We start from the raw sequence: 25158 nt of genomic DNA on the forward strand, positions 1-25158 counted from the left end.
AGCGCCGACAACCGCTCCCGACCGGGGACAGTTGGCTATCCGGAACATTGCTCCGTATGTTTGTGGAGCAGGGTTCCGTTTCTGTGGGCGGCGGAGCCGGCAGCTTCAGAAGAGGGGTGTGAAGTCATGGGTTCCCCCGTCACCATCACGCAGGCGCTCGACGACATCGTCGGCGGCGGCACTCCGGTCGTGTCGGTCGCGCCGGTGAACCTGGCCGCGCCGGGTCGAGCCGTACCCCTGGAGGTGCGCGTGTCCGCTCCGGCAGTCCAGGTGTCGTCGGTCGGTGAGAGCGCGCTACGCAGGTACGCGCCACGTACCTGCTCGAACGTCAGCACGGACAGGTGACCACCATCGCGCGGGCGCCCGGACCCTGAGATGACGACCGTAGCTAGCCGCGTCCCGGTCGGGGGCGGCCGAGCGGTCAGCACCGTTGTTCATCACCAGCAGACGACATCAGCAGCTGAAGATCTCGGAGGATTGGCGTGGCGCTGGAAACTTTGATCCGGGCGGGGGACCTTGCGGGCGTGGCCGAGCAGCTCCGCTCCGGCGCCGACGTGAATCGCCGCGGGCGTGAGGGTCGGTCCGTCTGACACCGCGCGCTCAGTCTCGCGGGCTCATCCAATCCGCCGGTCGATGGAGGAGCCGCCGACGCTGGGTAAGCAAGGAGCTCGTCCGGACCGCCTGGCATGGGAGGCGCTTGACGATCCGCGGTAACGAGCCTGGTAACGGAGGGGGTCGCAACCGGCGGATACGGCGGTGAGCCACGGCATGGACCGGCATTTGAGGACGCCGTTCTTGTCCGTTTCTAAGGACGTTTCATCCTATCCTGGCACTGCGTGACAGAATCGTTGCAAAGCTGGGGGTCAAGGGGTCGTCGGTTCGAATCCGGCCGTCCCGGCCGGTTGACCTGGGGAGATGAAGATCTTCTCCGGTAACGGCGGTAACATCCGGTAACGGATGATCTTTGTTGACGGTAACCGCGTGGGCGGTTGGTCGTCAGCGTGTGCGCTGTGCAACGCTCTGACCTGCCGCTTCATCTGCGTCTTGGATGAGGCGGCATTTTGGTCTCTTGATTCCGCGTCAAGCGCTGCAGATGTTGCCGGCTGTCGCTACGTCGGGCGGTTCGACGAGCCCTCGCGACACGACAGAATCGTCGGCTGACCCCGGTCCTGGTCTTCCTGAAGTGACGGGTGCAGAGACGAGCCCTGGTGATTCAGGCCCCCGCGGCGGTCGGCGGCGCCCGTGTCGGTGTCACCCGTCAAGGCCGACGAGTCCGGGAGGCTCGGACGTCCCGCGACCCCGCCGTGAAGGACACCGCCGCTGCCCCGATCCCGGTCACTCCCGGCGGTTCAGCGCAGCAGGACCGGTCCGGCGTCGATGCGGGTGCGGAACAGGGCGTACGGCTTGCGCCGCAGGTCCTGTCCCCGCTGGTACTTCGGCTGCCGGTGCAGCTGGTTGGCGGTGACGTAGAGGTGCCCGTCCGTGGCGACGGACATGGTGTCCGGCCAGAGCAGACGGGGATCGTGCACGACGGTCTCGTACTCGCCGTCCGGCCGGCGGCGCAGCACGGCGTTGTTCTCATACGACGTCAGGTAGAACCGGCCGGCGTCGTCGGTCTCCAGACCGTCGGAGCCGCCGCCCTTGTCACCCTCGTCCGCCACTGTGGCGGCGACCAGGTCCTCGGTGAGGGCGCGGTCGGCGAGCGCGTCGGTGGCGACGCTGTACCAGCGGCGGGAGGCAAGGGGGCAGTAGTGCAGCCGGGAGCCGTCGGCGGAGATGGCGATCCCGTCCGACCCCATCGACAGCGGCTTCGGCGCGCCTTCGGCCGGGCGTTCCAGGAACGGCCGTCCCTCGACGATCGGCCGGTAGGTGGACAGCGGCTCGGCCTTGGTGGAGGGGTGGTCGTGCAGCCGCCGCCAGGACGCGCCGCTGGCCAGGTCGACCACCACGATTCCGTTCGGCCCGGAGTCCGAGGAGTCGGTGATGTAGGCGATCCCGGCGTCACCGCGGCGCAGGTCGAACCGCACGTCGTTGAGGTACGTCGAGGGCAGCGCGACGTCGGTCGGGAAGGTGATGACCTGGGCGACGGAGTTGCTGTCCAGGTCGACGCGGACCAGTTTCGGCCCGCCCGGCTGCGTCGGCCGGAACATCGGGCTGCCGGTGTCGAGCACCCAGAGCCGGTCGGCCGGGTCCACCACGATGCTCTGCACCGAGACGAAAGCGCCGGCGTCGTCGTCCTGGGCGGGCTGGTTCCATGCCTGGTCCGGGAAGGGCACCTCGCGGCCGTCGCGTAGCTCGACCACCGTGGCGGGCACCTCGTCGCCCCACTTGGGGAAGTTCACGAAGACCCGGCCGGTGTGCGAGACGCTCACCCCGGTGGGCATGGGCCCGGTGAAGGTGTGCACGAGTTCGAGGTCGCCGACGGCTTCGTCGGCCAGGGGCCCGTTCATCCGCTGCTCCTGACTGCCGGTGTGACGGCTTCTTCCCGAAGCCCTGAGCGGCAAACGCCCTAGATAGACCCTGCCAGCTGGTGGAGCAGGACCAACGGGATCACCCCTACCGCGGTGGTCGTGGTCTGCCTGGGGAGAAGCTCGGCACGGACGACGGGCCGCCGGCTCTGGCCGGCGCGTACGCCGCTCGGCCAACAGGCACCGATTATCGGGCGGGCTCGAAGACGGCGCGTACGCAGCCGTCGAGCTTGTTCTTGAACATGTTGTATCCCTGTGGCGCCTCGTCGAGTGGCATGGTGTGTGTCGCGAGGTGTTCGGTGACCAGTTCGCCGCGTGCCATCCGCTCGAGCAACATCGGGATGTAGCGGTGTCCGTGCTGTTGGGCGCCGCGCAGGGTGAGGCCCTTGTTCATCAGCGCCCCGAGCGGGAACTTGTCGACAAGGTTGGCGAAGACGCCGAGCAGGAACACGCTTCCGCCCTTGCGGCAGTGGTAGATGGCCTCCCGGGCGGCGATCGGACGGTCCGATTCCAGGCGCAGCTGCTGTTTGACCTGGTCGTACAGGTATTGCGCTCCGCTGCTGTGGGACTCCATCCCCACCGCCTCGATGCACACGTCAGGCCCGCGCCCGCCGCTGCGTTCCAGCAGTTCACCGCCGATGTCCTGGGTCTGGTAGTTGAGCGTCTCCACGCCCAGGTACTTCTCCGCCATCTGCAGCCGATTGGCGTAACGGTCGATGATGATCACCCGCTCCGCGCCGAGCAGGACCGCCGCGCGTGCGGCCATCTGGCCCACCCCGCCCGCGCCCCACACCGCGACCACGTCACCGGCCTTGACCCCACCCAGGTCCGCGCCCATCCAGCCGGTCGGGGCGGCATCGGAGGCGAAGAGAGCACGCTCGTCGCTCACCCCGTCCGGGACGGTGAAGGCCCCCTGGTCGGCGTACGGAACGCGGATGTACTCGGCGTGGCTGCCCGCGAAGCCGCCGAGCGCGTGCGAGTAGCCGTAGCAGCCGCCGGGTGCGAAGCCCCAGACTTTCTCGGTGATTGCGGGGTTGGTGTTGCCGTTGTCGCACAGGGAGAACTGCTGCTGCTGGCAGTACCAGCAGTGGCCGCAGGAGACGAACGAGCAGACCACCACCCGGTCGCCCACCTTGTGCTTACGCACCTGCGGGCCGACCTCGACCACCTCGCCCAGGAACTCGTGCCCGAGGACGTCGCCCCGCTCCATGAACGGAACGTACCCACCCAGCAGGTGCAGGTCGGAGCCGCACGTCGCCGTCTTGCGTACCCGGATGATGGCGTCCTGCTCGTTGCGCATCGTCGGGTCCGGAACCTCGTCCACCGACAGTTCGTTGACGCCTTGCCACAACAGGGCCTTCACAGTCGCCCCTCCCGGCGACCCTGCCGCGTCGCCATCTGCAGCGGTTTGTTGACCGCCGTCGTTCGGGTGGTGGGTGGGGAGTCGGGGTGCAGCACCTCGCCGGTCTCCAGTAGCTGCTTCGCCTCGCGCAGTGCGGCGCGGATCGCCTGGTGGGGATCGCGACCCGCGAGTCGCCTGGTTCCCGCGGTCACCGGCGACTGGGCGCCGTCACGCAGCCGTACCGCCAGTTCGATGCCGCGGTCAGCCGGAGCTCGGCGGATTTGCACCTCCACGGCGTCACCGAGACCGGCCAGTGGCTCCGGAAGTGGCGAGTCCGGGGTCAGCTCGTCGCGTGCCGGTTTCACGGTCACCACGTGCCACCGCGGTTCGCGCCGCATCAACGGGCCCCGTTGCCAGCGCCCTTGACGGCCCGACGGCAGGAGGAACCTGCGGAGGGTCCACCCTCCGACCACGATGACCCCCGCCTTGACCAAGGCTTTCATGTACGCCCCCGAATCGACCCCACTCGTCGACGGATCTGCCCGACCGACGGCTCCGTCACGGACAAACCCTGTCATGTCGGTGCACTGTCACGCTGGGGATTCCCGCACCCGGCAAGGGGCAGTGGTACGGGGGGCGACACCGGGCGGGCGAAGGACGTCACGCTGGACGAACAGCCCAGCCACGAACAAGGCTACCGATCGTGGGGCTCCTCGTAGCCGCCGTCGTGAACGGCCCCAGGTCTACAACTGCCGGAGCTCGTTGACACCGACCCGACGCCCTGACGCTGCCAGGCCGGAAGCACGCCGAGCGGGCCCAGCCAGGACCTTCCGGATGGCGCGCTCCCGCACGTCGGTCGATGTCCCGGCGGTGTTCAGCATCACCACTGCTGCCCGCCCACCGGCATCGAGCGATGCGAGGATGTGCTGCATCCATGCGAAGTTGTCGTTTCGCTCTGGGGTGGCCGACGTCCAGTACACGACCCCAGCCGTCTGCGGGTTGATCAGCTTCCGTGCCGTCTTCGAGCCGGTCGCCTGACCGTCAGCTGCCCGATGCCGGGGGGCGATGGGCGATCCGGCGGGCGAGAGGCACCTGGTACAGACCGCCGCTGGTGACGGCGTAGAACACCGGCAGCACGACGAAGATCACCAGGCCGGCGAGCGGTGCGGCCAGGTACCCGATGAGCCCCGCGGCGGCATAGAGGATGACCCCGACGAGTGCCCGCACCCGCTCGGCGGGAAAGTTCCGTTCACTCACCTCTTCCTTGAGTAGGTCTTTGCGCCGGGCCAGGTAGTGGAAGAACGCCATCCAGCTCGCGCAGAGCAGCGCGCCGATCAGCGCGTAGAAGGCGACGGCCACGCGTTGGTCCTGCTGGTCGTGCTCCTGAAACGCGTCCGAGACGACGGCGGTCGGGAACGGTAGTAGTGCGGTGGTGAACAGGACGAAGAGGTTCACCCAGTGCAGGCCCCGATCACTCTCCTTGACGCGGTTGAACGCGCCCTTGTGGTTCAGCCAGACGACGGCCACGTAGGCGTACGAGGCGAGATAGGCGACGTAACTCGGCCACTGTTCCAGCAGCCCCGACAGCAGGCGACCGGGCGGTACGTCCGGCACCCGGAGATCCACCACGAGCAGCGTGATGATGATGGCCAGGACGGCGTCGCTGAACGCTATGGCACGGCTGGTGTCCGACCGGGTGCCGAGGTCGTCGGTTGGCCTGATCACGGCCGGTGGCTACCCACCGACGCCCACGATAACCGCGGGTCCGACCTGCACATGTACGACGGGCGCACTGATCTGCAGCCGGGCACGGTGCTCGGGTTGCTGGCGGGTGACGTTGGGGTGCTAGGCACCACGGCGGACGTCGATCAGCTTTGCGGCTGTTGCCCCAGCGGTCCTACGAGCCGGGCCGTGACCTGCCTCAGTGGCTGGCTGCTGTTGACAATCTTCTTCATCCATTGCCATGCCGCTCGGGACGGAGATCCGCCCAGCACCCCACCCAGACCCCCACCGCGGGCGGGCGCTGCCCCGCGGTCCTGAGCCAGTCGCTGGGTGGTCTGTCCGAGCTGTTGACCGACCTGCTCGGTGGTCTGCTGCAGCGTCTGCGACAGCGGCCCATTGGGCCCGAGCACCTGCTGAGCTGTCTGTCCGACCTGGTTCACGGCGGTGTCCACCGTCTTCACCACCGACTCGATGATCTGGGGGTTGCGCTCGATGGTGCGGAGGGCGCTGTCGAGAATGCCGCGGAGCTCTTCGAGTCGAACCTCGAGCATCGCCTCGGTCTCGACGCCCTTGATGTCGATCTTCACCGTGCCGAGATGCGCCTGAACGCCCACGTCGAGCTGGAGCAGGCTACCCAGCCGGGCTCGCAGTGAGACGGAGGCGTCCAGGTTGTCGACCTCGATGTAGATTTGTTCGACCTTGACCTGCGGGAGCTGGAGGACGACGTCCGGGTCTGACATCGTCTTGCTGCTGTGCCCGCCAGCCGGCTGGGGAAGGTCGTGTTCACCACCCTGCGAGACGGCGGGGCGTCTGTTTGGCTCGGCACCGGTTGGCCCGCCGACGGGACACAGGTTCTGGCCCCGACCGGAGACTTCCGCGCTCTCCTCGGCGTCGCGCTGCCGATCGACCTGCTCGCGCGGTTGTGCGGGCGACTCCCGTGCGCCCGTGTCCCGGCTCTCCGGTTCGGCCATCCCGCACTCCTCGGGTCTCGCTTACATGCGGACCGGATGGAGCCCACCACCGGTACATGGCTCCGATCCTCGGCCCACCCCCTCGGACCGGGTCGCGGTCTACCCGTGCGCCGACGCACCAAACGGCTCAGGGGCGCGGCCAAGGAGACGGCGGATCAGCGACGCCATCTTTGCCATCGTCATCCACCCGGCTGAGGGCGGGAGAACCGCCGTTTCACCCCGACGGGCGCGGGTACCCGCCGCAATCCGGTTGGAGAGGGGATCCGAGGTGAACTACACCGAGTTCATCCAGTCCGTGGCAGCGCGACCGAAGGTTCCGCCGGGACAGTCGGAACCGATCACCCGCGCCACACTCGAGACGTTGGCAGAACGGATCACTGGCGGCCAGGCGAGGGACCTCGCCTCCCAGCTCCCTGAGGAGCTACGAGGCCTGGTGCGTAGGCCCACGGAAGATCCGGAACGGTTCGGGCTGGCCGAATTCTTGGAACGGGTGCAGTCACGGGCCGGGGTGGATCGCCAGGTGGCCACCGACGGAGCACGGGCCGTGCTGGATACCCTTCGTGAGTCGGCCAGCCCGAAGGAGTACGGGGACCTTGTGGACCAGTTGCCGCAGGAGTTCTGGCAGTTGACTGGCCCGGGGGCGGGACGGCTCGAGACCCGCCGGGTCGGCACCTAGCTAGGGCACGCGGACCCGCCAGAAAGCTCGGGCGGTAGCGGCGCCGGATGCGCCGCTACCGCCCGTTGGGATTGGCGGCGAGGGACGCTACCTGCGGCTGTTCTGTCCCGTGTCGATTGAGGCAGCGGCGGGTGTGGTTCGTCCGAGTCAGGGCGGCGCGCAGCGGAGTGGGCAGGGGTCCGGCGCCGTATTCCACCGGGGTCTGACCGGGCAGGTCGGCGTCCGGCTCGACTCCGGAGACCTCGCCGCGTTGGCCGTCCACGCCCGCGCGATCCTCGACCGCGCTGGGCTGTCCCAGGCCCAGATCGTGGCGAGCGGCAGCCTCGGCGAGGACATCATCGTCGCGCTCGTGACCCAGGGGGTGCCGATCGACCCGTACGGCTATGGCACCAGCATGGCCGTCTAGTACGACGCGCCGTCCCTGGACAGCGCGTACAGGCGGAGACCGATCGGTGTTCGAGCTTGTCGTACGGCGAGGCCACCCTGCCCGGCCCCGAGCAGGTCTCCCGTGATTCCGCCGGCGACGAGCGCCACCGGTTCGACGGCGATCTCGCCTGGCTCCCGGAGGTGGCCCGCGGGCTGGACTACCCGACGCCGCTGACCGCCACCGTCAGCCCGCGCTCACCGCCCTCCACCGCCGGATAGCCGAGCGGATGGCGCCGACCTCGACCGGCGCCGTCCGCCGAAACGGTCGGTGACGCTACAACATCTCCAGCGGTTGCGGGCCGGTCGGCGGCGGGAACGCCGTGTCGAGTGCCGCCACGTCCTCCTCAGTCAACTGCAGGTCTTGCGCTTCCGCGTTCTCCCGGGTGTGTTCGGGATTGGACGACCGGGGGATGGCCGCAACCATCTCCTGCCGCAGCAGCCAGGCCAGCGCCACCTGAGCGGGCGTGACCCCGTGCCGGGCGGCGACCTCCGCGACCTGGGGGTGGCCGAGCAGTCGGCCCTGCTCTATCGGCGAGTACGCCATCACCGGGATACGGTGCTCCCATAGCCACGGCAGCAGGTCGTACTCCGGACCGCGGCGGGTGAGGTTGTACAGGATCTGATTGGTCGCGCAGGAGTCCCCGCCCGCCTCGACCAGCTCCGTCATGTCGGAAAGATCGAAGTTGCTCACGCCCCACTGGCCGATGTCACCGGCGTCGACGAGTTCGGCGAACGCCTCGATCGTCTCCGCGAGTGGATGCCTGCCGCGCCAGTGCAGCAGGTAGAGGTCGATGTGGTCGACGCCGAGTCGTTGCAGGCTGTGGCGGCAGGCCTGCACGGTTCCCCGTCGGCTGGCGTTGGACGGCAGCACCTTGTCGACCAGAAAAACCTCGGCGCGCCGTCCGACGATCGCCTCGCCGACGAGTTCCTCGGAAGCGCCGTCACCGTACATCTCCGCAGTGTCGATCATGGTCATGCCCAGGTCGAGCCCGATGCGTAGGGCGGCTATCTCGTCCCGCCGCCTCACGGGGCGCTCGCCCAGGTACCAGGTTCCCTGGCCCAGCACGGGCATCGTCTGGCCGGACGGCAGCTCGATCGCGTCGGCAGCGAGGGTCATGTCGACCTTTCCGAAAGCCTGGGTACCAGTGGGTCGCCTGCGTTACCCGCTGCGACAGGCAGCACACCCTCGTAGCCCGCCCTTTCTCCGCGCAAGCCCACGCACTGCGGCGGGCATGTGGCCGGATCATCCGCCCTTGGGCGGCGTCCACTGGCCTGTTTGCCGATGCCCGCACCGGGATGGCGGCCGCGAGCGAGCCATGCGCCGCCGACGGGGCGGCGCCGCGAGGGGAGGCCGCAGACATGGCGTAGAGCCAGCAGCCACTGACCGGCAAGCGAGTCGCTTGCCTCGCCGCCCACGGGGTGGAGGACGTCGGGCGCCGGTGCGCAGGTGGCGACCCCCGGACCGCCGGTCAGGGCTGGTACTGGCTGCGGGTGCGGGGCAGCCACTGGGGATGGCGGTCCCGCAGGTAGCGGACCAGTCCCTCGCGCAGGTCGCACCGTAGGTCCCAGGCGCTGGCGCCGTCCGCGGCCGAGGCCTGCACCTGGATGACCACGGTCTGCGGGGTGACGTCGACCATCTGGAGGACCCACTGGTCGCGATCCCACAGCGGTGAGGACTCGACCAGTCGGCATGCCTCCCGGCGCAGGTCGTCCAGGTCGGCGGTGTGGTCGACATGGATCTGGATCTTGCCGAGCACCCGGAACTCGTTCCGGGTCCAGTTCTGGAACGGCCGCTCAGTGAAGTACGTGGTCGGCAGGATGAGCACCCGGTCGTCCCAGAGCCGGATCACCACGTTGGTCAGCTTCACCTCCTCGACCCGGCCCCATTCGCCGTCCACTACCAGCACGTCGCCGACGTGCATCCCGTCGGCGAAGGCGATCTGGATGCCGGCGAACGCGTTGCCGAGCGCGGTTCGCGCGGAGAGGCCGATCACCGCGCCGATCACGCCGGCCGAGGTCAGAATGGAGATGCCGGCGAGGCGTACCGGCTGGAAGGTAATGAGGATCAGGCCGATTGCGACGATCGCGACCACGGCGACGGTGAGCCGCCGCACGGGGCGGATCTGGGTCCGGGCCCGCCGGATCCGCCGGTTGGTGACCACATCGCTCGGCAGCTTCGTAAACGCGACCGTTTCGACGACGTGCAATGTCCTGATCACCAGCCACGAGCTGAGGGCGATCAGGACCAGCAGGACGGTGTGCCGCAGATAACGCTGCCACTCGGCCGGTCCGCCCGGCAGCGCGTAGTACAACGCCCCGACCAGCAGTACCGCGGCAGCCGGGCGGCGGCAGGCATGCCGCAACGGCTCCAGCAGCCACCTGTAGCGGCCACGGGCAGCCCGACGGATCAGCACGCCGGAGACCAGGTCCACGACCGCGGCCGCCGTGAGCGCGGCCAACACGATCAACGCGGTACGCATCAGAAACCGTTCACCGTGATCCCGATGCCGCCTCTCCTGAGCTCGCGACCGCACTTCCCGCGTTCAGGGTGTCATCGGATCCGGTGGCGATCGGCGGATATCGAAAATGCCAAACGCCCGTGACGGAGTCCGGCGCCAACTGCGTTTGAACTATGTCCTGGTTCCTCGAAGAACCGCTCTTCAGGACCGGAACGGTCTGCGAGGATGTGAACGCCGGAAAGGGCATGGGCTCACGCAGTGAGCAGATTCTTCACGGGGGAACGCAGATGAAGGCTGTCGTGTACGAGGGACCGAGGACGATCAGCGTCAAGGATGTTCCGGACGCGAGAATCGAGAGACCGACGGATGCCCTGGTCCGCATCACGACGACGAACATCTGCGGGTCCGACCTCCACATGTACGAGGGACGGACGGACATGGAGTCCGGCCGGGTGCTCGGGCACGAGAACATGGGTGAGGTGATCGAGATCGGCGAAGGGGTCGATCTGGTCAAGGTAGGCGACATGGTGTGCATGCCGTTCAACGTCTCGTGCGGGTCCTGCGCCAACTGCAACCAGGGGCTGACCGCGTACTGCCTGGTGGCCAACCCGGCACCCGGCATGGCCGGCGCGGCCTACGGCTACGCCGACATGGGTCCTTACAGCGGCGGTCAGGCCGAGTTGCTGCGGGTGCCGTGGGCGGACTTCAACTGCCTGGTTCTCCCGCCGGACGCAGTGGACATACAGCGTCAACGCGACTACGTCATGCTGGCGGACATCTTCCCGACCGGCTGGCACGCCACCGAACTCGCCTGCGTGCGGCCCGGCGACAATGTGGCGGTCTACGGCGCCGGACCGGTCGGCCTGCTCGCCGCCTACTCCGCGATCATCAAGGGTGCCAACAAGGTGATGGTGGTCGACCGCCATCCGGACCGGCTGCGCCTGGCCGAACAGATCGGCGCGATCCCCATCGATGACTCCAAGGCATCACCGGTGGACCAGATCCTGGAGCAGACCAGCGGGAGGGGCGCGGACCGCGGCTGCGAGGCCGTCGGTTACCAGGCGCACGAACCGCAGGGCCAGGAGAAGGCGGCACTGACGTTGAACAACCTCGTGCACTCCGTGCGGTTCGGCGGCACGATCGGCGTTGTCGGCGTGTACATCCCGGAGGACCCCGGGTCGCCGGACCCGCTGCAGAAGCAGGGCAAGGCGCCGTTCGACTACGGCATGTTCTGGTTCAAGGGGCAGAGCATGGGCACCGGGCAGTGCAACGTCAAGGCCTACAACCGGCAGCTGATGAACCTCATCGAGTCCAAGAAGGCCGAGCCCTCATTCCTGGTGTCCCACGAACTCACGCTGGACGAGGCACCGACGGGGTACCAAAACTTCGATGCTCGCAACGACGGCTGGACCAAGGTCCTACTGCACCCTGACGGTCGACGCTAGAACGGCGGCCGCCGTTCGCGATGTCGCTCGTGCAGCGGGTGGACGCGAGGCAGCCACCACCAGAGGGACATGCCCTCCCGCGTGATCTCTCAGCCGGTGGAGGCGGGCGACCGGTTCGACGAGGGCGTCGCTGTGGCGTTGTACGGGCTGGTCGGGGTGTCCTTTCGGCGCCTGGCTCTGGCTCTACCACCACCTCAGCCGGCACGGGGAGCTGCTGCGCAACGACACGTCATGCCCCGGTTCTTCGCCGTTGGGCGGCTCCGGGCCTGCTCGGGACCATGGCTCACGCCGCGGCCGGCGTGGTCGGCTGGCTGGTGAACGTGCCGGCGACGCTGGTCGTCCTGCACCTGCCGCGGCTCTGTTGTGGCCTGTCGATGGACGCGGACGAGCCGGGCTAACGGAAGGAGCACCGTTGACCCACAGTGAACAGCACCGCCCGGAGATCGTCGTCGGACTGGTGGCGACCCCGCCGGACCACCCGGCCCGGGTGGCCGCGCGGCTTACCGCCGAGATGGCCGGCCGGCTTTCCGAGCGGGTGGACTCCGGCGTGCGGTGGACCGTCCGGGAAGGCTGGGGTGAGGTGGCGCCGCGCCGCGACGGTGGCGTTGAGGCGCTGCTCGACGATGTTGCCCAACGGCGCACGGACGACCGGTGGGACGTCGCGATCTGCCTGACCGACCTGCCGCTGCACGCCGAGCGGGCGCCGCTGGTCGCGCATACCTCCGCTCGTCGCCGAGTCGCGATGGTGTCTCTGCCCGCGCTGGGACTGGGCCAGCTGCGAGCGGCCCGCGTGGCCGTTCCGGATCTGGTGAGCCGACTACTCACCGACGCTTCCGACCAGCGGGTGGCGCCGGCGGGCTGGGCGCCGGCCGAGATGGCTAGCCGGGTTGCCGCCATCCACCGGGTGGTCGGTGAGGCCGACACCGGGGAACTGCGCTACGTCGACTCGCGGCTGACCGGCCGGGTGCGGCTGTTGACCGGAATGGTCAAGGCCAACCGCCCGGGGCGCGCCCTGCTGGGCCTGTCCAAGCTGCTGGTCGGCGCGTTCGGCACGGCCGCGTTCGCGCTCACCACGGACACCATCTGGCTGATGGGCGATGCGCTCGGCGGACTTCGGCTCGCGGTGATCATGGTCCTGGGGCTGACCGCGTTGGTGACTTGGCTGATCGTCGCCCACGACCTGTGGGAGAAACCCGACCGGGAGACAACGGCTGAGCTGGCCCGGCTGTTCAACGTGGGTACGATTCTCACCCTCACTCTCGCCGCCGCGGTGTCCTACCTGGTGCTGTTCGCCGGAACGGTGCTCGCCGCGGCACTGCTGATCGACACATCCGTGCTGGAACAGATCCTGCAACGGCCGGTCGATTTCACCGACTACCTGACGCTCGCCTGGATCACCAGCTCGCTGGCCACCGTCGGCGGCGCAATCGGCTCCGGGCTGGAGAACGAGGAAACGGTGCGCGCCGCCGCCTACGGCTACCATCCCGAACCCGGCGGCTGGCGGGACGAGAGGGACGGGTAGCCCCACCACGGGCGGGGTGGCGGGCGCATGGCCCAGTGTCGTGACCGAACCGCCGAGGGACTGGGCCTCGGGACGCCCGTCGGTGGGCGTGCGGTGCGGGCGTGTCAGGGACTTGGCCCTCCCCTTAGGGGGAGCGACTCCGCGTCCACACAAAGGGATCGGTTCGTTCGAGGTGGTCAGCTTCTGGTCCGCTGTCAAAGACCCTCATGAGCTGTGTGAACGGCGGCAGCGCGGTGGGAGCCGTCCTAGTCACTGACCAGGGCCGTAGACGACGAGCGTGCGGTGGCTCCGTGACGACGTGCTGAGCAGGAGAGACTGGGGCGCCTCGCCGGCGCAGCGGTCGTGTGGCGGGTTCAGGCGGTCTCCGGCGGGTATCCCGGCCCCAGTGGGCCGTCGATCATCTCGAGGCGACCAAGCGCACCGTTCGCAGGGACGAAGTGCCCGGGGCCGGATCGAGGTTCGGCGCTTGGTTCAGTAGTGCGAGGACGCGCGCACTCATCTGGCGGCGATCGGAGCGCTGGCAGCTGATGGGTGGGGCCGTTTCGGGAGCCCGCGCACGATGAGCGGGCTCCCCGGAGCCTGGCCCGGCTCGAACGGTGCTGCCATCCCTGGGTCCAGTGACGCGCGGTACCGGCGCCGCACGTTGGGCAGGCCGGTCTCCAAGATTAGTGCGTCCAAGCCAGCGCAGGGTGTCCGCACATGTTGCGCATCGTCGTGCTCCTTGCGGTGGACGTCCTCGTCAAGGACAGGCTCCTGTGCTGAGCCGAGGCGGACACGTCAAGTAGTCGTGCCGGCTGTCGGTGAGGTCGTCCGTGGAGCCTGTCGACCTTCTCAGCGACAGATGGAAGTTGCGGTACGGTCCCGCCAGAGAACTGGCAGCGGCGTGACAGCACGCCGACCAGGAAGGAAGAGGGCCGGTCCGTGGGCATGGTGTTGATCGGGCGCCGGTTGTCGGCCGACGAGTGGGCTGCGGTGCTCGCCGACCCGACGACGGTCGACACGCTGCTGTACGGCGACCTCGACGACGACGAGGCCGAGATGCCCGAGCCGGAGCTCGATCTGGACAAGTCGTGGCACGGCATCCATTACCTGCTCACCGGCACCGCCTGGCAGATCGGCGAGGGCGCCGGCGCCGCGATCCTCGGCGGCGACGAGATCGGGCAGGATGGTGGCTACGGCCCCGCCCGGCTGCTCGACCCGGGCACCGTCCGTGCCATCGCCACCGCGCTCGACGCCCTGGACGTGGAGACGCTGCGCGCCCGCTTCGACCCGGGCGCCATGGCAGCAGCCGACATCTACCCGGCCATCTGGACCAACGGCGATGACGAGTTCGACTACCTCATGTCGCATTTCAGCGAACTGCGCCGGTTCTACCACGCCACAGCCGTGAACGGCCAGGCCGTGCTGTTGGCCATCACCTGACGCAGCCGCCCGGCTGTCTCCGGTTGCCGGCGTTCCGGGGACGAGGTGCCCGCCCATGCCACTGACGACCGGCGGACACTGACGATCCGGCCGGCGGACGCGAGGCAGGCGCTGCCCGCAAGCTGGTGGGGGCACTATCGTTCTAACGTGCACATCCGTTTCGACGTCCCCGCCGATCCCGCGTACCCGGGCCGCGTGGCCGCCGCGCTCAGCAGGGTCCGGTTGCGCAGGTACGGCTATGTCGGCGCGGTACTGGTGGCGATCGGGGTCATCAGTTTCGCCGTCTCGCGGGGGTTCGCGTGGGGCGACCGGATCTCGCCGATAAGCATGGCGATGGTCGTGGGTGGCCTGTTGTCGATGGTGTACTCACCGTGGGTACAGTGGCGCGCCCGGCGTCGCTCCAGTCGCTACGCCGTCGAGGGCGCCTACGACATCACCGACGACAACATCATGATGCGCAGCGGCTCGGAGTCTGGCGGCATCGCCTGGGACGGGGTGGCCCGGGTGGCGGACACCCCTGAGTTCTGGATCGTGTACGTCGGCGGGATGCCGGCGACCGTGATCCCACGCCGCCTGATGTCTGCCGAGGACGCCGAAACGTTGCGAGCCTTCATGGCCGAACGCGGCCTGCTTCAGCATCGGTGACCTGGTTCGCTGCTTCCAATATGGTCGTCATGTCATACCGGCGCCGGCAGGCATCCCGAGACGGCGAGGCCATCGTCGCTTACGGCACCAGCTGGGCCGCAGCGTTCTTGGTGTTGGTCTCCTCCCTGATGAGGGTGGCCACCGTCTTACGGATGGTGGCCCCAGTACGCGGATCCACCATCCTGACCGGATCGTTTGAACGCTCCGGAAAGCTGTCGTTCGGTCGACAACCCGACCGCGTCCCCGAACGTGATGGAATAGTCTCGCTGTGGCGACAGGAGGCTCTCGTGCCGGTCGAAGCAGGGCCTCGGGACCGCGGAGCGGGAGGCGGCGACGCCCTTCGCCGGCGCACGAGCGACTTTCTCCTCGCCCGGCCCAGCGTGTCCCTTCCACCCGGGGGCGGCGCCCTGCGCGGCATCGATGAGACCTTCGAGGCCAACCCCGTCACGGGCACCGCATCCCTGTCGGTCCCGTTCGGGCTGAGCCCTGGTCGCCAGGGGCAGCAGCCCTCCCTGGCGCTCACTTATGACTCCGGGGGCGGCAACGGGCCGTACGGACTCGGCTGGTCCGTTCCCGTCCCGCGGATCCGGCGCAAGACCGACCGAGGGCTCCCCAGATACAACGACGTGGACGACCCCGACACGTTCGTCGTCGCCGGCGGGGAGGACCTGGTCCCGGAAGCCGGTGTGGACCGTCCGGATGGCGACTGGCTGGTGCGCCGGTACCGCCCCAGGGCTGAAGCCTCGTTCGCCCGCATCGAGCGCTTCACCCAGCGGGCCACCGGGGAGGTGTGGTGGCAGATCCGCTCGCGGGACAATACCGTCTCCACCTTCGGCGCCTCCGCCGCCGCCCGGATCGCCGATCCGGATGACCCGCGGCGGACCGCCGAGTGGTGTCTGGAAAGGACGGAGCACGAGCTCGGGCACGTCACCGTCTATGACTACAAGGCCGAGGACGAGGCGGGTGTGGATCTGCGCTCGCCGGTCGAGCGGATGCGAACGCGTGCCGGCCACCGCTGCACGCAGCTCTATCTCAAACGTGTGCGGTACGGCAACGCTGAGCCGTTCAGTGACGGTGCCTTCCGGTTCGAGGTCGTCCTCGACTACGGCGAGCACCCCGACGACACTCCGGTGGAGTCCGCGCCATGGGCGGTTCGGGACGATCCGTCGTCGTCCTTCCGGACCGGATTCGACGTGCGGACGCGACGCCGCTGTCAGCGGGTGCTGATGTTCCACGCGATCCCGGAGCTGGCGGACCGGCCCGTGCTGGTCAGCTCGACGGCGCTGAGTTACGACGCGACTCCACAGGTCAGTCTCCTCCGCGAAGTGCAGCGCACGTGCTTCGACGAGGCCCGGCAGCCCCAGTCCCTTCCCCCGGTGACATTCGAATACAGCCGGCCGGTCATCGGTGACACGGTGCGCGTGCTCGACGACGCCAGCCTCGAGAACCTGCCGGCCGGACTGGGTGCCGGCGACAGCCGGTGGCTCGACCTCGACGGCGAGGGACTGGCCGGCGTCCTGACCGGCCAGGCGGACGCGTGGTTCTACAAACGCAACCTCGGCGCGGGGTCATTCGGACCGCTGGAGCGCGTCGCGGAACGCCCGGTTCTGGCCACCGTGGCGAGCCTGCAGGACCTCGACGGGAACGGCCGGCTGGACGTGGTCGTCCTCGACGGGCCGGCGCCGGGCCTGCAGGAGCGACGCACCGACGGCAGATGGAGCCCGCTGCGACCGTTCGGCGCCCTGCCGAACCTCGACTGGTCCGATCCCCATCTCCGGTTCATCGATCTGGACGGGGACGGACTCGCCGACGTCCTGCTGACCGAGGACCACGCGCTGCGTTGGTACCGCAGCCAGGGCAGGGACGGCTTCGACCAGGCGCACACCCGGCCGCTGCCGTCCGGCGAGGACGACGGCCCGCGCCTGCTCTTCGCGGACGGCACCGAGTCCGTCTTCACCGCCGACATGACCGGTGACGGACTCATCGACCTGGTGCGGGTGCGGAACTCCGAGGTCAGTTACTGGCCGAACCGCGGCTACGGCAACTTCGGCGCCCGGGTGGTCATGACGCGCGCGCCGGTGTTCGACCGGCCCGACCTGTTCGACCCGCGCCGGTTGCGCCTGGCGGACCTGGACGGCACCGGCTCGAACGACCTGGTCTACCTGGGCGGCGGCGACGTGCTGATCTGGTTCAACGAGGCCGGCAACGGCTGGTCGCCGCCGCGACGGCTGACCGGCATCTCCTTTCCGGACGACGTCTCCACGGCACAGGTGGTGGACCTGTTCGGTACGGGCACCCCGTGCCTGGTCTGGTCATCACCGCTTCCGCAGGACGCGGGACGGCCCCTGCGCTACGTCGATCTGATGACCGCCGGGAAGCCGTGGCTGCTGACCCGGATCGAGAACGGCGTGGGTGCGGAGCGGACACTCGAGTACACCCCGTCGACGCACTCCTACCTCGCCGATCGGTCGGCCGGCCGCCCGTGGGCGACGCGTCTACCCTTCCCGGTGCACACGCTCACGACGGTCACCGTCGAGGACCGGGTCACCGGAGCCCGGTTCGTGTGCCGGTACTCCTATCACCACGGATACTTCGACGGCGCCGAGCGGGAGTTCCGGGGCTTCGGCCGGGTGGAACAGATCGACACCGGCACGGTCTCCGACTTCGACGGCGCCGCGAACGGCGACCTCGTACACCACCTGCCTCCGGTGCGTACGGTCACCTGGTACCACACCGGGGCGTGGCTCGAGCACGGCACGCTGCTGGAGCACTATCGCGAGGAGTTCTGGGCCGGGGACTCCGGCGGGTGGTCGCTGCCGGAGTCGGTCGTACCGGTGGGTCTGGCGGCCGCCGACCGGCGGGACGCCGCCCGCGCCTTGCGTGGTCGCGTGCTGCGACAGGAGGTCTTCGCCGACGACGGCTCAGACATGGCGGGCGACCCCTACACGGTGGCCGAGACCAACTACGAGGTGCGGCGCCTGCAGGCGGGTGACGACCACCGGCCTGCGGTGTTCCACGTCGTGCCGGGCGAGACGATCACCTCGAATTATGAGCGCGACCCGCTGGATCCGCGGCTGCAGCAGCAGTTGACGCTGGAGGCCGACGAGTACGGCGCCGTCGTGCGCGCGGCCACGGTGGCATATCCGCGGCGATCACCGGCGTACGACGAACAGGGCCGCATCTGGATCACCGTCATTGAGAACCCGGTCGTGAACCGCGACGAGGCGGCCCGGCTTCACCTGGGCGTACCGGTCCAGACCGACGCGTGGGAGCTGACCGGGTGGGAGCTCACCGAAGTCCCGTCCGCCGGGCGACTGTCCGCCGCCGCGATCCAGGAGGCGTTCGACGTCGCGGTGACGATCCCGTTCGAGGTGACCGCGTCGCCGCCGGCGCCGGCGGCCGCGCCGGAGAAGCGCCCGGTACAGCGCGCCTTCACGTTGTACGCCACCGACGACGATCAGCCGGTCGCCAAGGGTGAACTCGGCGACCGGCTCCTGGTGTACGAGTCGTACGAGGCGGCCTTCACACCCGGCCTGCTCACCGAGGTCTTCGGCACCGATGTGGCGGTCGCCGACCTGGAAGCGGCGGGCTACGCGGAATCGGACGGCGGCTGGTGGGCCCGGTCCGGCCGGGAGCGGCGCGATCCCGGCCGGTTCTGGTTGCCGGTGTCGTTTGTCGACCCGTTCGGCAACACGACTGCCCTCACCTACGATCCCGAAGGACTCTTCGTCGTCACGGTCGTCGACCCCGCCGGCAACCGCGTGACCGCCGAGCCGGACTACCGTGTGCTGGCGCCGTGGAAAGTGACCGATCCCAACGGGCACGCCACCGTGGCGCGCTTCGACGCCTTCGGACAGGTGACAGCCACCGCGATCGTCGGTCGCGACGGCGAGGGCGACACGCTCGACGACCCAGCCGTGCGATTCACCTATGACGTCTGGGCCTGGCGCGACCGCGGGATGCCGGTATCGGCTCGCACCGAGAGCCGCGAGACCCACGGCGATCCCGCGACGCGCTGGCAGGCGGTCGTGGCCTACACGGGTGGGCTGGGCCACCCGGTGTTGACCAAGGCCCGGGTCGCCCCCGGCCCATCGGGTGGCGAGCGGTGGGTGGGTAACGGACGCACGATCTTCGACAACAAGGGAAACCCGGTCAAGCAGTACGAGCCCTACTTCGCGGCGAACGACGGCTACGACGCAGAGGCCGAGCTGGTCGAGCAGGGCGTCACGCAGGTGACGACCTACGATCCGGCGGGCCGCGTGGTGCGCGTCGACCGTCCGGACGGCACCTTCCGGACGACGGCCTTCGACGCCTGGTCCAGCACGCTGTCCGACGAGAACGACACGGTTCTGGACAGCGCCTGGTACGCGGGGCGAGCGGGTGGCGGCGCGGGCGCCGGGCCGCAGCGGGCAGCGCTACTGACCAGCGCGCACGCGGGCACCCCCGCCGTGGTCCATCTGGACCCGCTCGCCCGGCCGTTCCTGACCATCGAGGACAACGGCTCTGCCGGCCGGTACGAGACCCGGACCGAACTCGACCTGGCGGGCGACGCGTTGACGATCACCGACGCGCGGGGTGTCCGCACCATCGAGAGCGTGTTCGACATGCGTGGCCGGGCCTTGCGGACCACGAGCCCCGATGCGGGGGAGACGCGCATCCTCCCGGACGCGGCCGACCAACCGGTACGCGCCTGGCGCAGCGGCGATTCGGAGACGCGGATCGGGTACGACGCGCTACGCCGGCCCGTCCGCCAATGGACGCGCGAGGGCGGACTCGGCGAGCGGCTGGTCCAGGTCGTCATCTACGGCGACGCGCTCGCGCCGGACGACGACGCTGCCGTGACGGCGGGGAACCTGCGCACCCGCGCGGTCCGCACGCACGACACCGCCGGCGTCGTGACCATCGATGACTACGACTTCAAGGGCAATGCGCTGCACGCGGCGCGAACCCTTCTCGCCGACGTCGACACCCCGGTCGACTGGGCGACCCTGGAGGGTCTCGACACGCTGGCCGAGATCGACGCGGTCGCGGCTGAGCTGCTGGAGACCGGGAACCACGGTAGGTCCGCGGTCTACGACGCGCTCAACCGTGTCACCCGGGCCGTTGCGCCCGACGGCAGCGCCACCAGGGTGAGTTTCGACGAGGGTGGCCGGCTGCGAACGGTTGACGTGGACGCCGTACCGCACGTCACCGGCGTAACCTACAACGCGCGCGGCCAGCGCGAGCAGGCCAGCTACGGCAACGGCGTCACCACGACCTACGCCTATGAGCCCGAGACGTTCCGGCTTGCGCGACTGACGACCACCCGCTCCCGGGACTCGGCGCGCTTGCAGGACCTGAGCTACACCTACGATCCGGTCGGCAACATCGTCGAGCTCACCGACTCGGCCCAGGACACCCTCTTCTTCGACAACGCCGAGGTCGGTCCGACGGCGCACTACGCGTACGACCCGATCTACCGGCTCACCGCCGCCTCCGGCCGGGAGCACGCGAGCGTCGGCCAGCCGACGGAACTGGAGATTCCGTACGGCGGGATACCGCACCCCAACGACAGCGCGGCGGTCCGCGGATACACCGAGACGTACGCCTATGACGAGGTCGGCAACCTCGTTGCGATGACCCATTCGGTGCACGGCGGCATCGGCGGCGACGGCGTTCCGGTCGCCGGTGGGACGCTCTGGCGGCGCCGCTACCAGGTGGCGACCGACAGCAACCGGCTGCTGGCGACCAGTCGGCCCGGTGATCCGGACACGGTGCATTCGGACCTCTACTCGCACAACGACCGCGGCGCGATGGTGTCGATGCCGCACCTGCCGTCGATGGAGCGTGACTTCCGCGACCAACTGCGGCGCGTCGACCTCGGCGGCGGCAACGAGGCGGTGTATCACTACGACGCGGCAGGCATGCGTGTCCGCAAGGTGGTCCGGCGGGGAGCGAACACCGAGGAGACTGTGTACCTGGAGGGCTACGAGCGCTACCGCCGGCACGTGGGTTCCCGCCTGGACACCGAGCGGCACACCCTGCACGTGCTGGACGACCAGCGCCGCATCGCCATGGTGGAGACGCAGACCGTGGCGGCCGGCGCCGCCGTCGCGTCACCCGCGCACCGGCTGCGCCACCAGCTCGACAACCACCTCGGCAGCGCCCTGCTCGAACTGGACGAGACCGGCGCGATCATCAGCTACGAGGAATACCACCCGTACGGCACGACTGCGTGGCACGCGACCGCTTCCGGAGTCGAGGTGAGCGCCAGACGCTACCGATACACCGGCAAGGAGAAGGACGAGGAGACCGGGCTTTCCTACCACGGTGCGCGGTACTACGCGTGCTGGCTGGGCCGGTGGGAGACCGCGGACCCGGCCGGCACCGTGGACGGGTTGAATCGCTACATGTATACCCGGGCAAACCCGGTGCGGTACCGGGATCCGAGCGGTATGGCGAAGACCGAGACCGACGAGGAGGCGATGACCCGGCACATCCTTACGGAGTTCGAGGCGAGGAAAATTCCCCACGCCACCCAGGTCGAGTTCTATCCGCTGGATCAGCACGGCCAGCGCATGTTGAAGACCGGTACGACCACGGAACTGTACGGCAAAATGGACATCGTCTACGTCGATCCGCACGACGGCCAGCTGAAGTTCATCGAGGTCAAGGGTCGAGCGGGTTCTTCCCGGACGCCGGGCCAGGTGGACTATCACCCGCATCTGCAGCAGGGCGGCAGATGGGAGATCAAGGGACACACTGCGGGGAATCTCCTCCTGAGTCCGGGTGTGACGGGGACGGCCGGCGTCGCGCGGGGGTTCGAAGTACACAGCCTGGACACGCTTACCCAGTTCAAGAGTCAGATGGCCAGCACACCGCGGGTGCGGGGAGTGCCGTTCTTCCTCGAAGACAGCACCGGCAAGGTGCAGGTGAGCTGGGTCAGTGACCCGCAGAAACTGCGCCGGCTGGCCACCGAGTTCGGCACGAAAGGCATCAAGGCGTTGGCGGGCGCCGGATTTGCCTACTCCGTGTTGTACCCCGACGAGGCATTCGCCGGCTCCCCTGATGTCCGGCTGATGTGGGGGGCGATGGGAGAGGTGGGCGTGGGCCCGCTCGACCTGCAAACCGGATTCGAGTTCACTCGCAACGCGGTACTGACTGGCGTGGCCTTGGATGCGATGGCGGTCCGGAGCCACCCGCCGGGCGCCTCTTATCAGCAGATGATGCGCGATGCCGGCGTCATGCAGCGCCAAGAGGCCGCGGCGATGAATCCCCCTGCCGTGGAGGTATACGACGACCAGTGCGTGCCGTAGTGATTCTGGAACGACCGACGCTCAGGTTTCCACGCGCATGACCGAATAGTGCGCCACGATCAGCAGGTCCTCGATCGCCTCGGGGTTGAGCTTGTCGCCGGTCCGGAATGCCTGCGCGACCGCGGCGATGGCGGCCGCTGACGCGGTCAGCGTGAACGTTCCCGGCGGCTGTGCCGCGCTGCCGTAGTCGAACACGGCCATCGGCACGCCTGCGGCGAGACTGCCCGCGACCATCAGGTCGGCGGGGTCCCCGTTGCCCGCGGGCGGAGTCAGCGTGAGCGCGAGCGGCTCGGCATCCGACCACGCGGCGTCCGCCGCCGGCAGGAGGAAGACCAGCAAGCGGTCGATGGTGATCTCCTGCTCGCGGAAGGCGTAGGGGAAGCGGTCGATGTCGAGCGGGAGCGCGAGGGACTGCTCGGTCTCGGCCTCGACGGGATACAAGAAGGCGTTGAACGTGTCGGGGAACTCGCGACGTGCACTGTAGAGCGCGAGGGGTCCGGGCGCGTCGGTGACGCCCGTCGCCTGGGCGGCGAGCGCCTCGTCGATGCTCGCGATGGCACCGGCCTTTAGGACCCCGCCGCCGTCGCGGGCGGTGTAGCGCAGGTGCACGATGACATCCGGGATGGTGCGCCGGTCGAAGGCGTCGAAGACACCCTCGAGCGAGAGCTGCCAGTCGCTGATGACGCCGCGCCGCTCGAAGGGCAGGTAGCGCGGGTCGTCGTGGTCCTGTTGGAACAGGCCGGAATCAGTGCGGCCGGCGCTGGTGACGATGGACTCGACCGCGCCCACCTCGTCGCGGAAGCGCAGGTCCTCGTCACCGATTCGGCGGTAGCCAGCGCCGGGGTCATCGGGCGACTCGACCGTGGGTGTGAGGCGGGTGCTGCTCTTGGTCAGCGTGAGCTTGAGGTGGAGGGCCGCCATCGGTCCGACCACGGCGGGCACGGTCAGGCTCACCGACTTGATGCGGCGCAGGTACGTGCCGGGCACGTCGAGATCGAAGAGCGCCTCGTCGAGTGTGAAGGTGCAGCTGCCGGTCTCGCGCAGCGCGATGAGCGCCACCGGGTCGATGCCCGCGAGGGAGATGCTCCGCGTCAGTTCCAGCTCGCGCTTGTCGTTCTGAAGGTAGCTGACCTCCATGCGGTCGAGATCCAGGGTGATCCGTTCACCGGCCATCAGGCCCTTCTTGAGCGAATCCCAGTTCGCGAACTGCACGAACGAGGCGTCGTAGCGCGCCAGTTCGTGCTGGTAGCAGCGCTCCGCCTGGCGCGCCACGTCGTAGGCGAGCGCGTAACTCTGGTAGTGCACCGCCGAGACCTGCGAAACCATCCAGTCGTAGAGCTGGTCGCTGGTGTACTTGCTGCGCATCCACTGGTCGACGGTGCGGGCGTGGTCGCGTTGCAGGTCGTGGTTCACCAGCTCGCGTTCGACGATCTGCTGGCGGACCCGCGCCGCCTCGATCTGTTGGGTCAGCGCCGCGGTCTCCTTGTCGGCGAGGCTGGCCTGGAGCTTCCACTCGTCCGCACGTCGAGCATTTGCCGCCTCGAGCCCGTGCATCGCGGCCTTCTGCGCATAGAACGTCCCGGTGGCCCCGAGGAAGTCGGCCGCGCCGGCCGCGCTAGCGCCTAGGTTTCCACCGCCCCACTCGAACTTGACGACCGGACTCGCCAGGCCGGAGGTGCCGAGGTCCCCGTCGGGCAGGATGGCGAGGGTGCCGGCCAGTGCTCTCGCCATCTGGTGCAGGAAGGTGAAGCTGTTGGCGGCCTTGAGTTTGTCGATCTGCTGCTGTTCGAGTTCGCTCAGATCCTCGTCGACGAGTCGCTGATAGTGCCTGGCACGCACCTCCGCGACCTCCTTGCTGCGCTCCAGCGCGGCGAGCGCCGCCCTTGCCTCCTCCACCTGGTGAACTCGCACGTCGCGGACCGCGTCGAGCAGTGCGATTTCATGCCCGGCCCGAAGCTGTTGCAGCTCCTCGGCGTCCCGCTTCTCGAGCGCGGCGAGCAGCGCGCCGCCCAGCGCCCGCACATTCGCGGCGAGCGCCTGCGCCTTCTGCACCATGGTGCGGAAGCGGTAGTGCGGTAGCGCCACCTGCAGGGAGGCCACTGCAGTGGCGAGGCTGCCACCCGCGGCGGCGGCGCTCACCAGCGCACCGGGATCGATCCGTGGCTGGAACAACGGGAGTTGTCGTACGACGCCCTCGATGTTCATGCAATGCCGGATCTTGTAAAGGCGGTCATCAACGGTGTCCCACAGCGTCATGAGGTTCTCGTTGTGCGGAACGCAGAAGTAGAGCGTTGTGCCGAGATTGACGGCCGGAGGTTCCGCGCCGGAGACGGGCCGTGGCGCGAAGAGCAGGTTCTCGACCTCGACCATGGTGTTGGAGAACGTGTCGAGTCCTTCGGCCTTGAGCTGATCGAAGCTCTTCGCCACCACCTGCTCGCGCGGCGGGACATCCTCGGGCCGGTCGCCGAGGATCTCGCCGGCCATGACGTAGAGCTGTGTGGCTTCGTTGACCGACTCCATCGTGTCCTGTCGGAACAGCGAGTCGCCCCATTCGAGCACCGTCTGCACGTACTTGATGACCACGGCCTTCTGATAGGCCGTGATGCGCAGCCGCGCGATGGCCCACGGGTTGAAGGGGTCGGCGATGTACGCCGCGATCTGTGCCTCGAGATCAGCGCGCAGCTCGACGGACTCCGGGCTCGGATCGTCGCCGGCCAGCGTGGTCAGCATGGTCTGAATCGTTTCCCCCACGTCGGAGGTGAAGG

18 protein-coding genes are annotated in these 25158 nt (G+C 68.9%); 9 read left to right on the forward strand and 9 right to left on the reverse strand.

Annotated features, from left to right (window positions below; genetic code table 11):
* Positions 1–126: 126 nt before the first annotated feature.
* Positions 127–345 (forward strand): hypothetical protein, encoded by a 219-nt coding sequence (locus tag AB0I76_RS01330; protein ID WP_357028211.1) that lies wholly within the window; start codon positions 127–129, stop codon positions 343–345.
* 1004 nt (positions 346–1349) lie between these two features.
* Here the strand turns inward: AB0I76_RS01330 and AB0I76_RS01335 are convergent.
* The 6 genes from AB0I76_RS01335 to AB0I76_RS01360 form a co-directional block, all read right to left on the reverse strand.
* A complete protein-coding gene (locus AB0I76_RS01335) occupies positions 1350–2450 on the reverse strand; it encodes an L-dopachrome tautomerase-related protein (RefSeq protein WP_357028150.1) in 1101 nt (366 codons plus the stop codon).
* A 205-nt stretch (positions 2451–2655) separates the two neighbouring features.
* Complete coding sequence (locus AB0I76_RS01340) at positions 2656–3831, reverse strand: zinc-dependent alcohol dehydrogenase (protein ID WP_357028153.1); 1176 nt, start codon at positions 3829–3831, stop codon at positions 2656–2658.
* Positions 3828–4181: a hypothetical protein gene (locus AB0I76_RS01345; protein WP_357028156.1), complete on the reverse strand. Its 354-nt coding sequence runs from the start codon at positions 4179–4181 to the stop codon at positions 3828–3830. The genes AB0I76_RS01340 and AB0I76_RS01345 overlap by 4 nt, the downstream gene beginning before the upstream one ends.
* A gap of 372 nt (positions 4182–4553) precedes the next feature.
* On the reverse strand, positions 4554–4790 hold the full coding sequence (locus AB0I76_RS01350) for an N-6 DNA methylase (protein ID WP_357028159.1): 237 nt from the start codon (positions 4788–4790) through the stop codon (positions 4554–4556).
* 61 nt (positions 4791–4851) lie between these two features.
* The gene (locus tag AB0I76_RS01355; protein WP_357028162.1) at positions 4852–5535 is read right to left on the reverse strand and encodes a TMEM175 family protein; all 684 of its coding nucleotides are present in this window, start codon (positions 5533–5535) and stop codon (positions 4852–4854) included.
* A gap of 143 nt (positions 5536–5678) precedes the next feature.
* Positions 5679–6503, reverse strand: coding sequence for a hypothetical protein (locus tag AB0I76_RS01360; protein ID WP_357028165.1), 825 nt, complete (start codon positions 6501–6503; stop codon positions 5679–5681).
* 268 nt (positions 6504–6771) lie between these two features.
* On the opposite strand from AB0I76_RS01360, the gene AB0I76_RS01365 reads away from it, so the two are divergent.
* The 3 genes from AB0I76_RS01365 to AB0I76_RS01375 all read left to right on the forward strand — a co-directional run bounded on the left by AB0I76_RS01365 (position 6772) and on the right by AB0I76_RS01375 (position 7824).
* Complete coding sequence (locus tag AB0I76_RS01365) at positions 6772–7179, forward strand: DUF2267 domain-containing protein (protein WP_357028168.1); 408 nt, start codon at positions 6772–6774, stop codon at positions 7177–7179.
* Positions 7180–7312: 133 nt separating this feature from the next.
* Positions 7313–7585, forward strand: coding sequence for a hypothetical protein (locus tag AB0I76_RS01370; RefSeq protein ID WP_357028171.1), 273 nt, complete (start codon positions 7313–7315; stop codon positions 7583–7585).
* A 56-nt stretch (positions 7586–7641) separates the two neighbouring features.
* Positions 7642–7824, forward strand: a complete 183-nt coding sequence (locus tag AB0I76_RS01375) for a hypothetical protein (protein ID WP_357028174.1) — start codon at positions 7642–7644, stop codon at positions 7822–7824.
* Positions 7825–7879: 55 nt separating this feature from the next.
* On the opposite strand, the gene AB0I76_RS01380 is transcribed toward AB0I76_RS01375, so the two are convergent.
* Together AB0I76_RS01380 and AB0I76_RS01385 are read right to left on the reverse strand one after the other, a co-directional pair.
* Positions 7880–8722 carry an aldo/keto reductase gene (locus AB0I76_RS01380; protein ID WP_357028177.1) on the reverse strand — a complete coding sequence of 281 codons (843 nt, stop codon included), beginning with the start codon at positions 8720–8722 and terminating at the stop codon, positions 7880–7882.
* A gap of 352 nt (positions 8723–9074) precedes the next feature.
* A complete protein-coding gene (locus AB0I76_RS01385) occupies positions 9075–10085 on the reverse strand; it encodes a mechanosensitive ion channel domain-containing protein (RefSeq protein ID WP_357028180.1) in 1011 nt (336 codons plus the stop codon).
* Between the two features lie 152 nt (positions 10086–10237).
* Here AB0I76_RS01385 and AB0I76_RS01390 point away from each other — a divergent pair, with 152 nt between their 5' ends.
* The 5 genes from AB0I76_RS01390 to AB0I76_RS01410 all read left to right on the forward strand — a co-directional run bounded on the left by AB0I76_RS01390 (position 10238) and on the right by AB0I76_RS01410 (position 22393).
* The gene (locus AB0I76_RS01390) at positions 10238–11509 is read left to right on the forward strand and encodes a glutathione-independent formaldehyde dehydrogenase (protein WP_357028183.1); all 1272 of its coding nucleotides are present in this window, start codon (positions 10238–10240) and stop codon (positions 11507–11509) included.
* 412 nt (positions 11510–11921) lie between these two features.
* Positions 11922–13031, forward strand: a complete 1110-nt coding sequence (locus AB0I76_RS01395; RefSeq protein ID WP_357028186.1) for a hypothetical protein — start codon at positions 11922–11924, stop codon at positions 13029–13031.
* A 927-nt stretch (positions 13032–13958) separates the two neighbouring features.
* The gene (locus tag AB0I76_RS01400; protein ID WP_357028205.1) at positions 13959–14453 is read left to right on the forward strand and encodes a YfbM family protein; all 495 of its coding nucleotides are present in this window, start codon (positions 13959–13961) and stop codon (positions 14451–14453) included.
* A gap of 147 nt (positions 14454–14600) precedes the next feature.
* Entirely contained in the window at positions 14601–15098 is a 498-nt protein-coding gene (locus AB0I76_RS01405) for a YcxB family protein (protein WP_357028208.1), read from the forward strand.
* Positions 15099–15478: 380 nt separating this feature from the next.
* On the forward strand, positions 15479–22393 hold the full coding sequence (locus AB0I76_RS01410; RefSeq protein WP_357028189.1) for a SpvB/TcaC N-terminal domain-containing protein: 6915 nt from the start codon (positions 15479–15481) through the stop codon (positions 22391–22393).
* A gap of 21 nt (positions 22394–22414) precedes the next feature.
* Here the strand turns inward: AB0I76_RS01410 and AB0I76_RS01415 are convergent, their stop codons facing one another.
* On the reverse strand, positions 22415–25123 hold the full coding sequence (locus AB0I76_RS01415; protein WP_357028192.1) for a hypothetical protein: 2709 nt from the start codon (positions 25121–25123) through the stop codon (positions 22415–22417).
* Positions 25124–25158 lie beyond the last annotated feature (35 nt).

The sequence above is a fragment of the Micromonospora sp. NPDC049799 genome (assembly GCF_040656655.1).
Taxonomy (GTDB): domain Bacteria; phylum Actinomycetota; class Actinomycetes; order Mycobacteriales; family Micromonosporaceae; genus Micromonospora.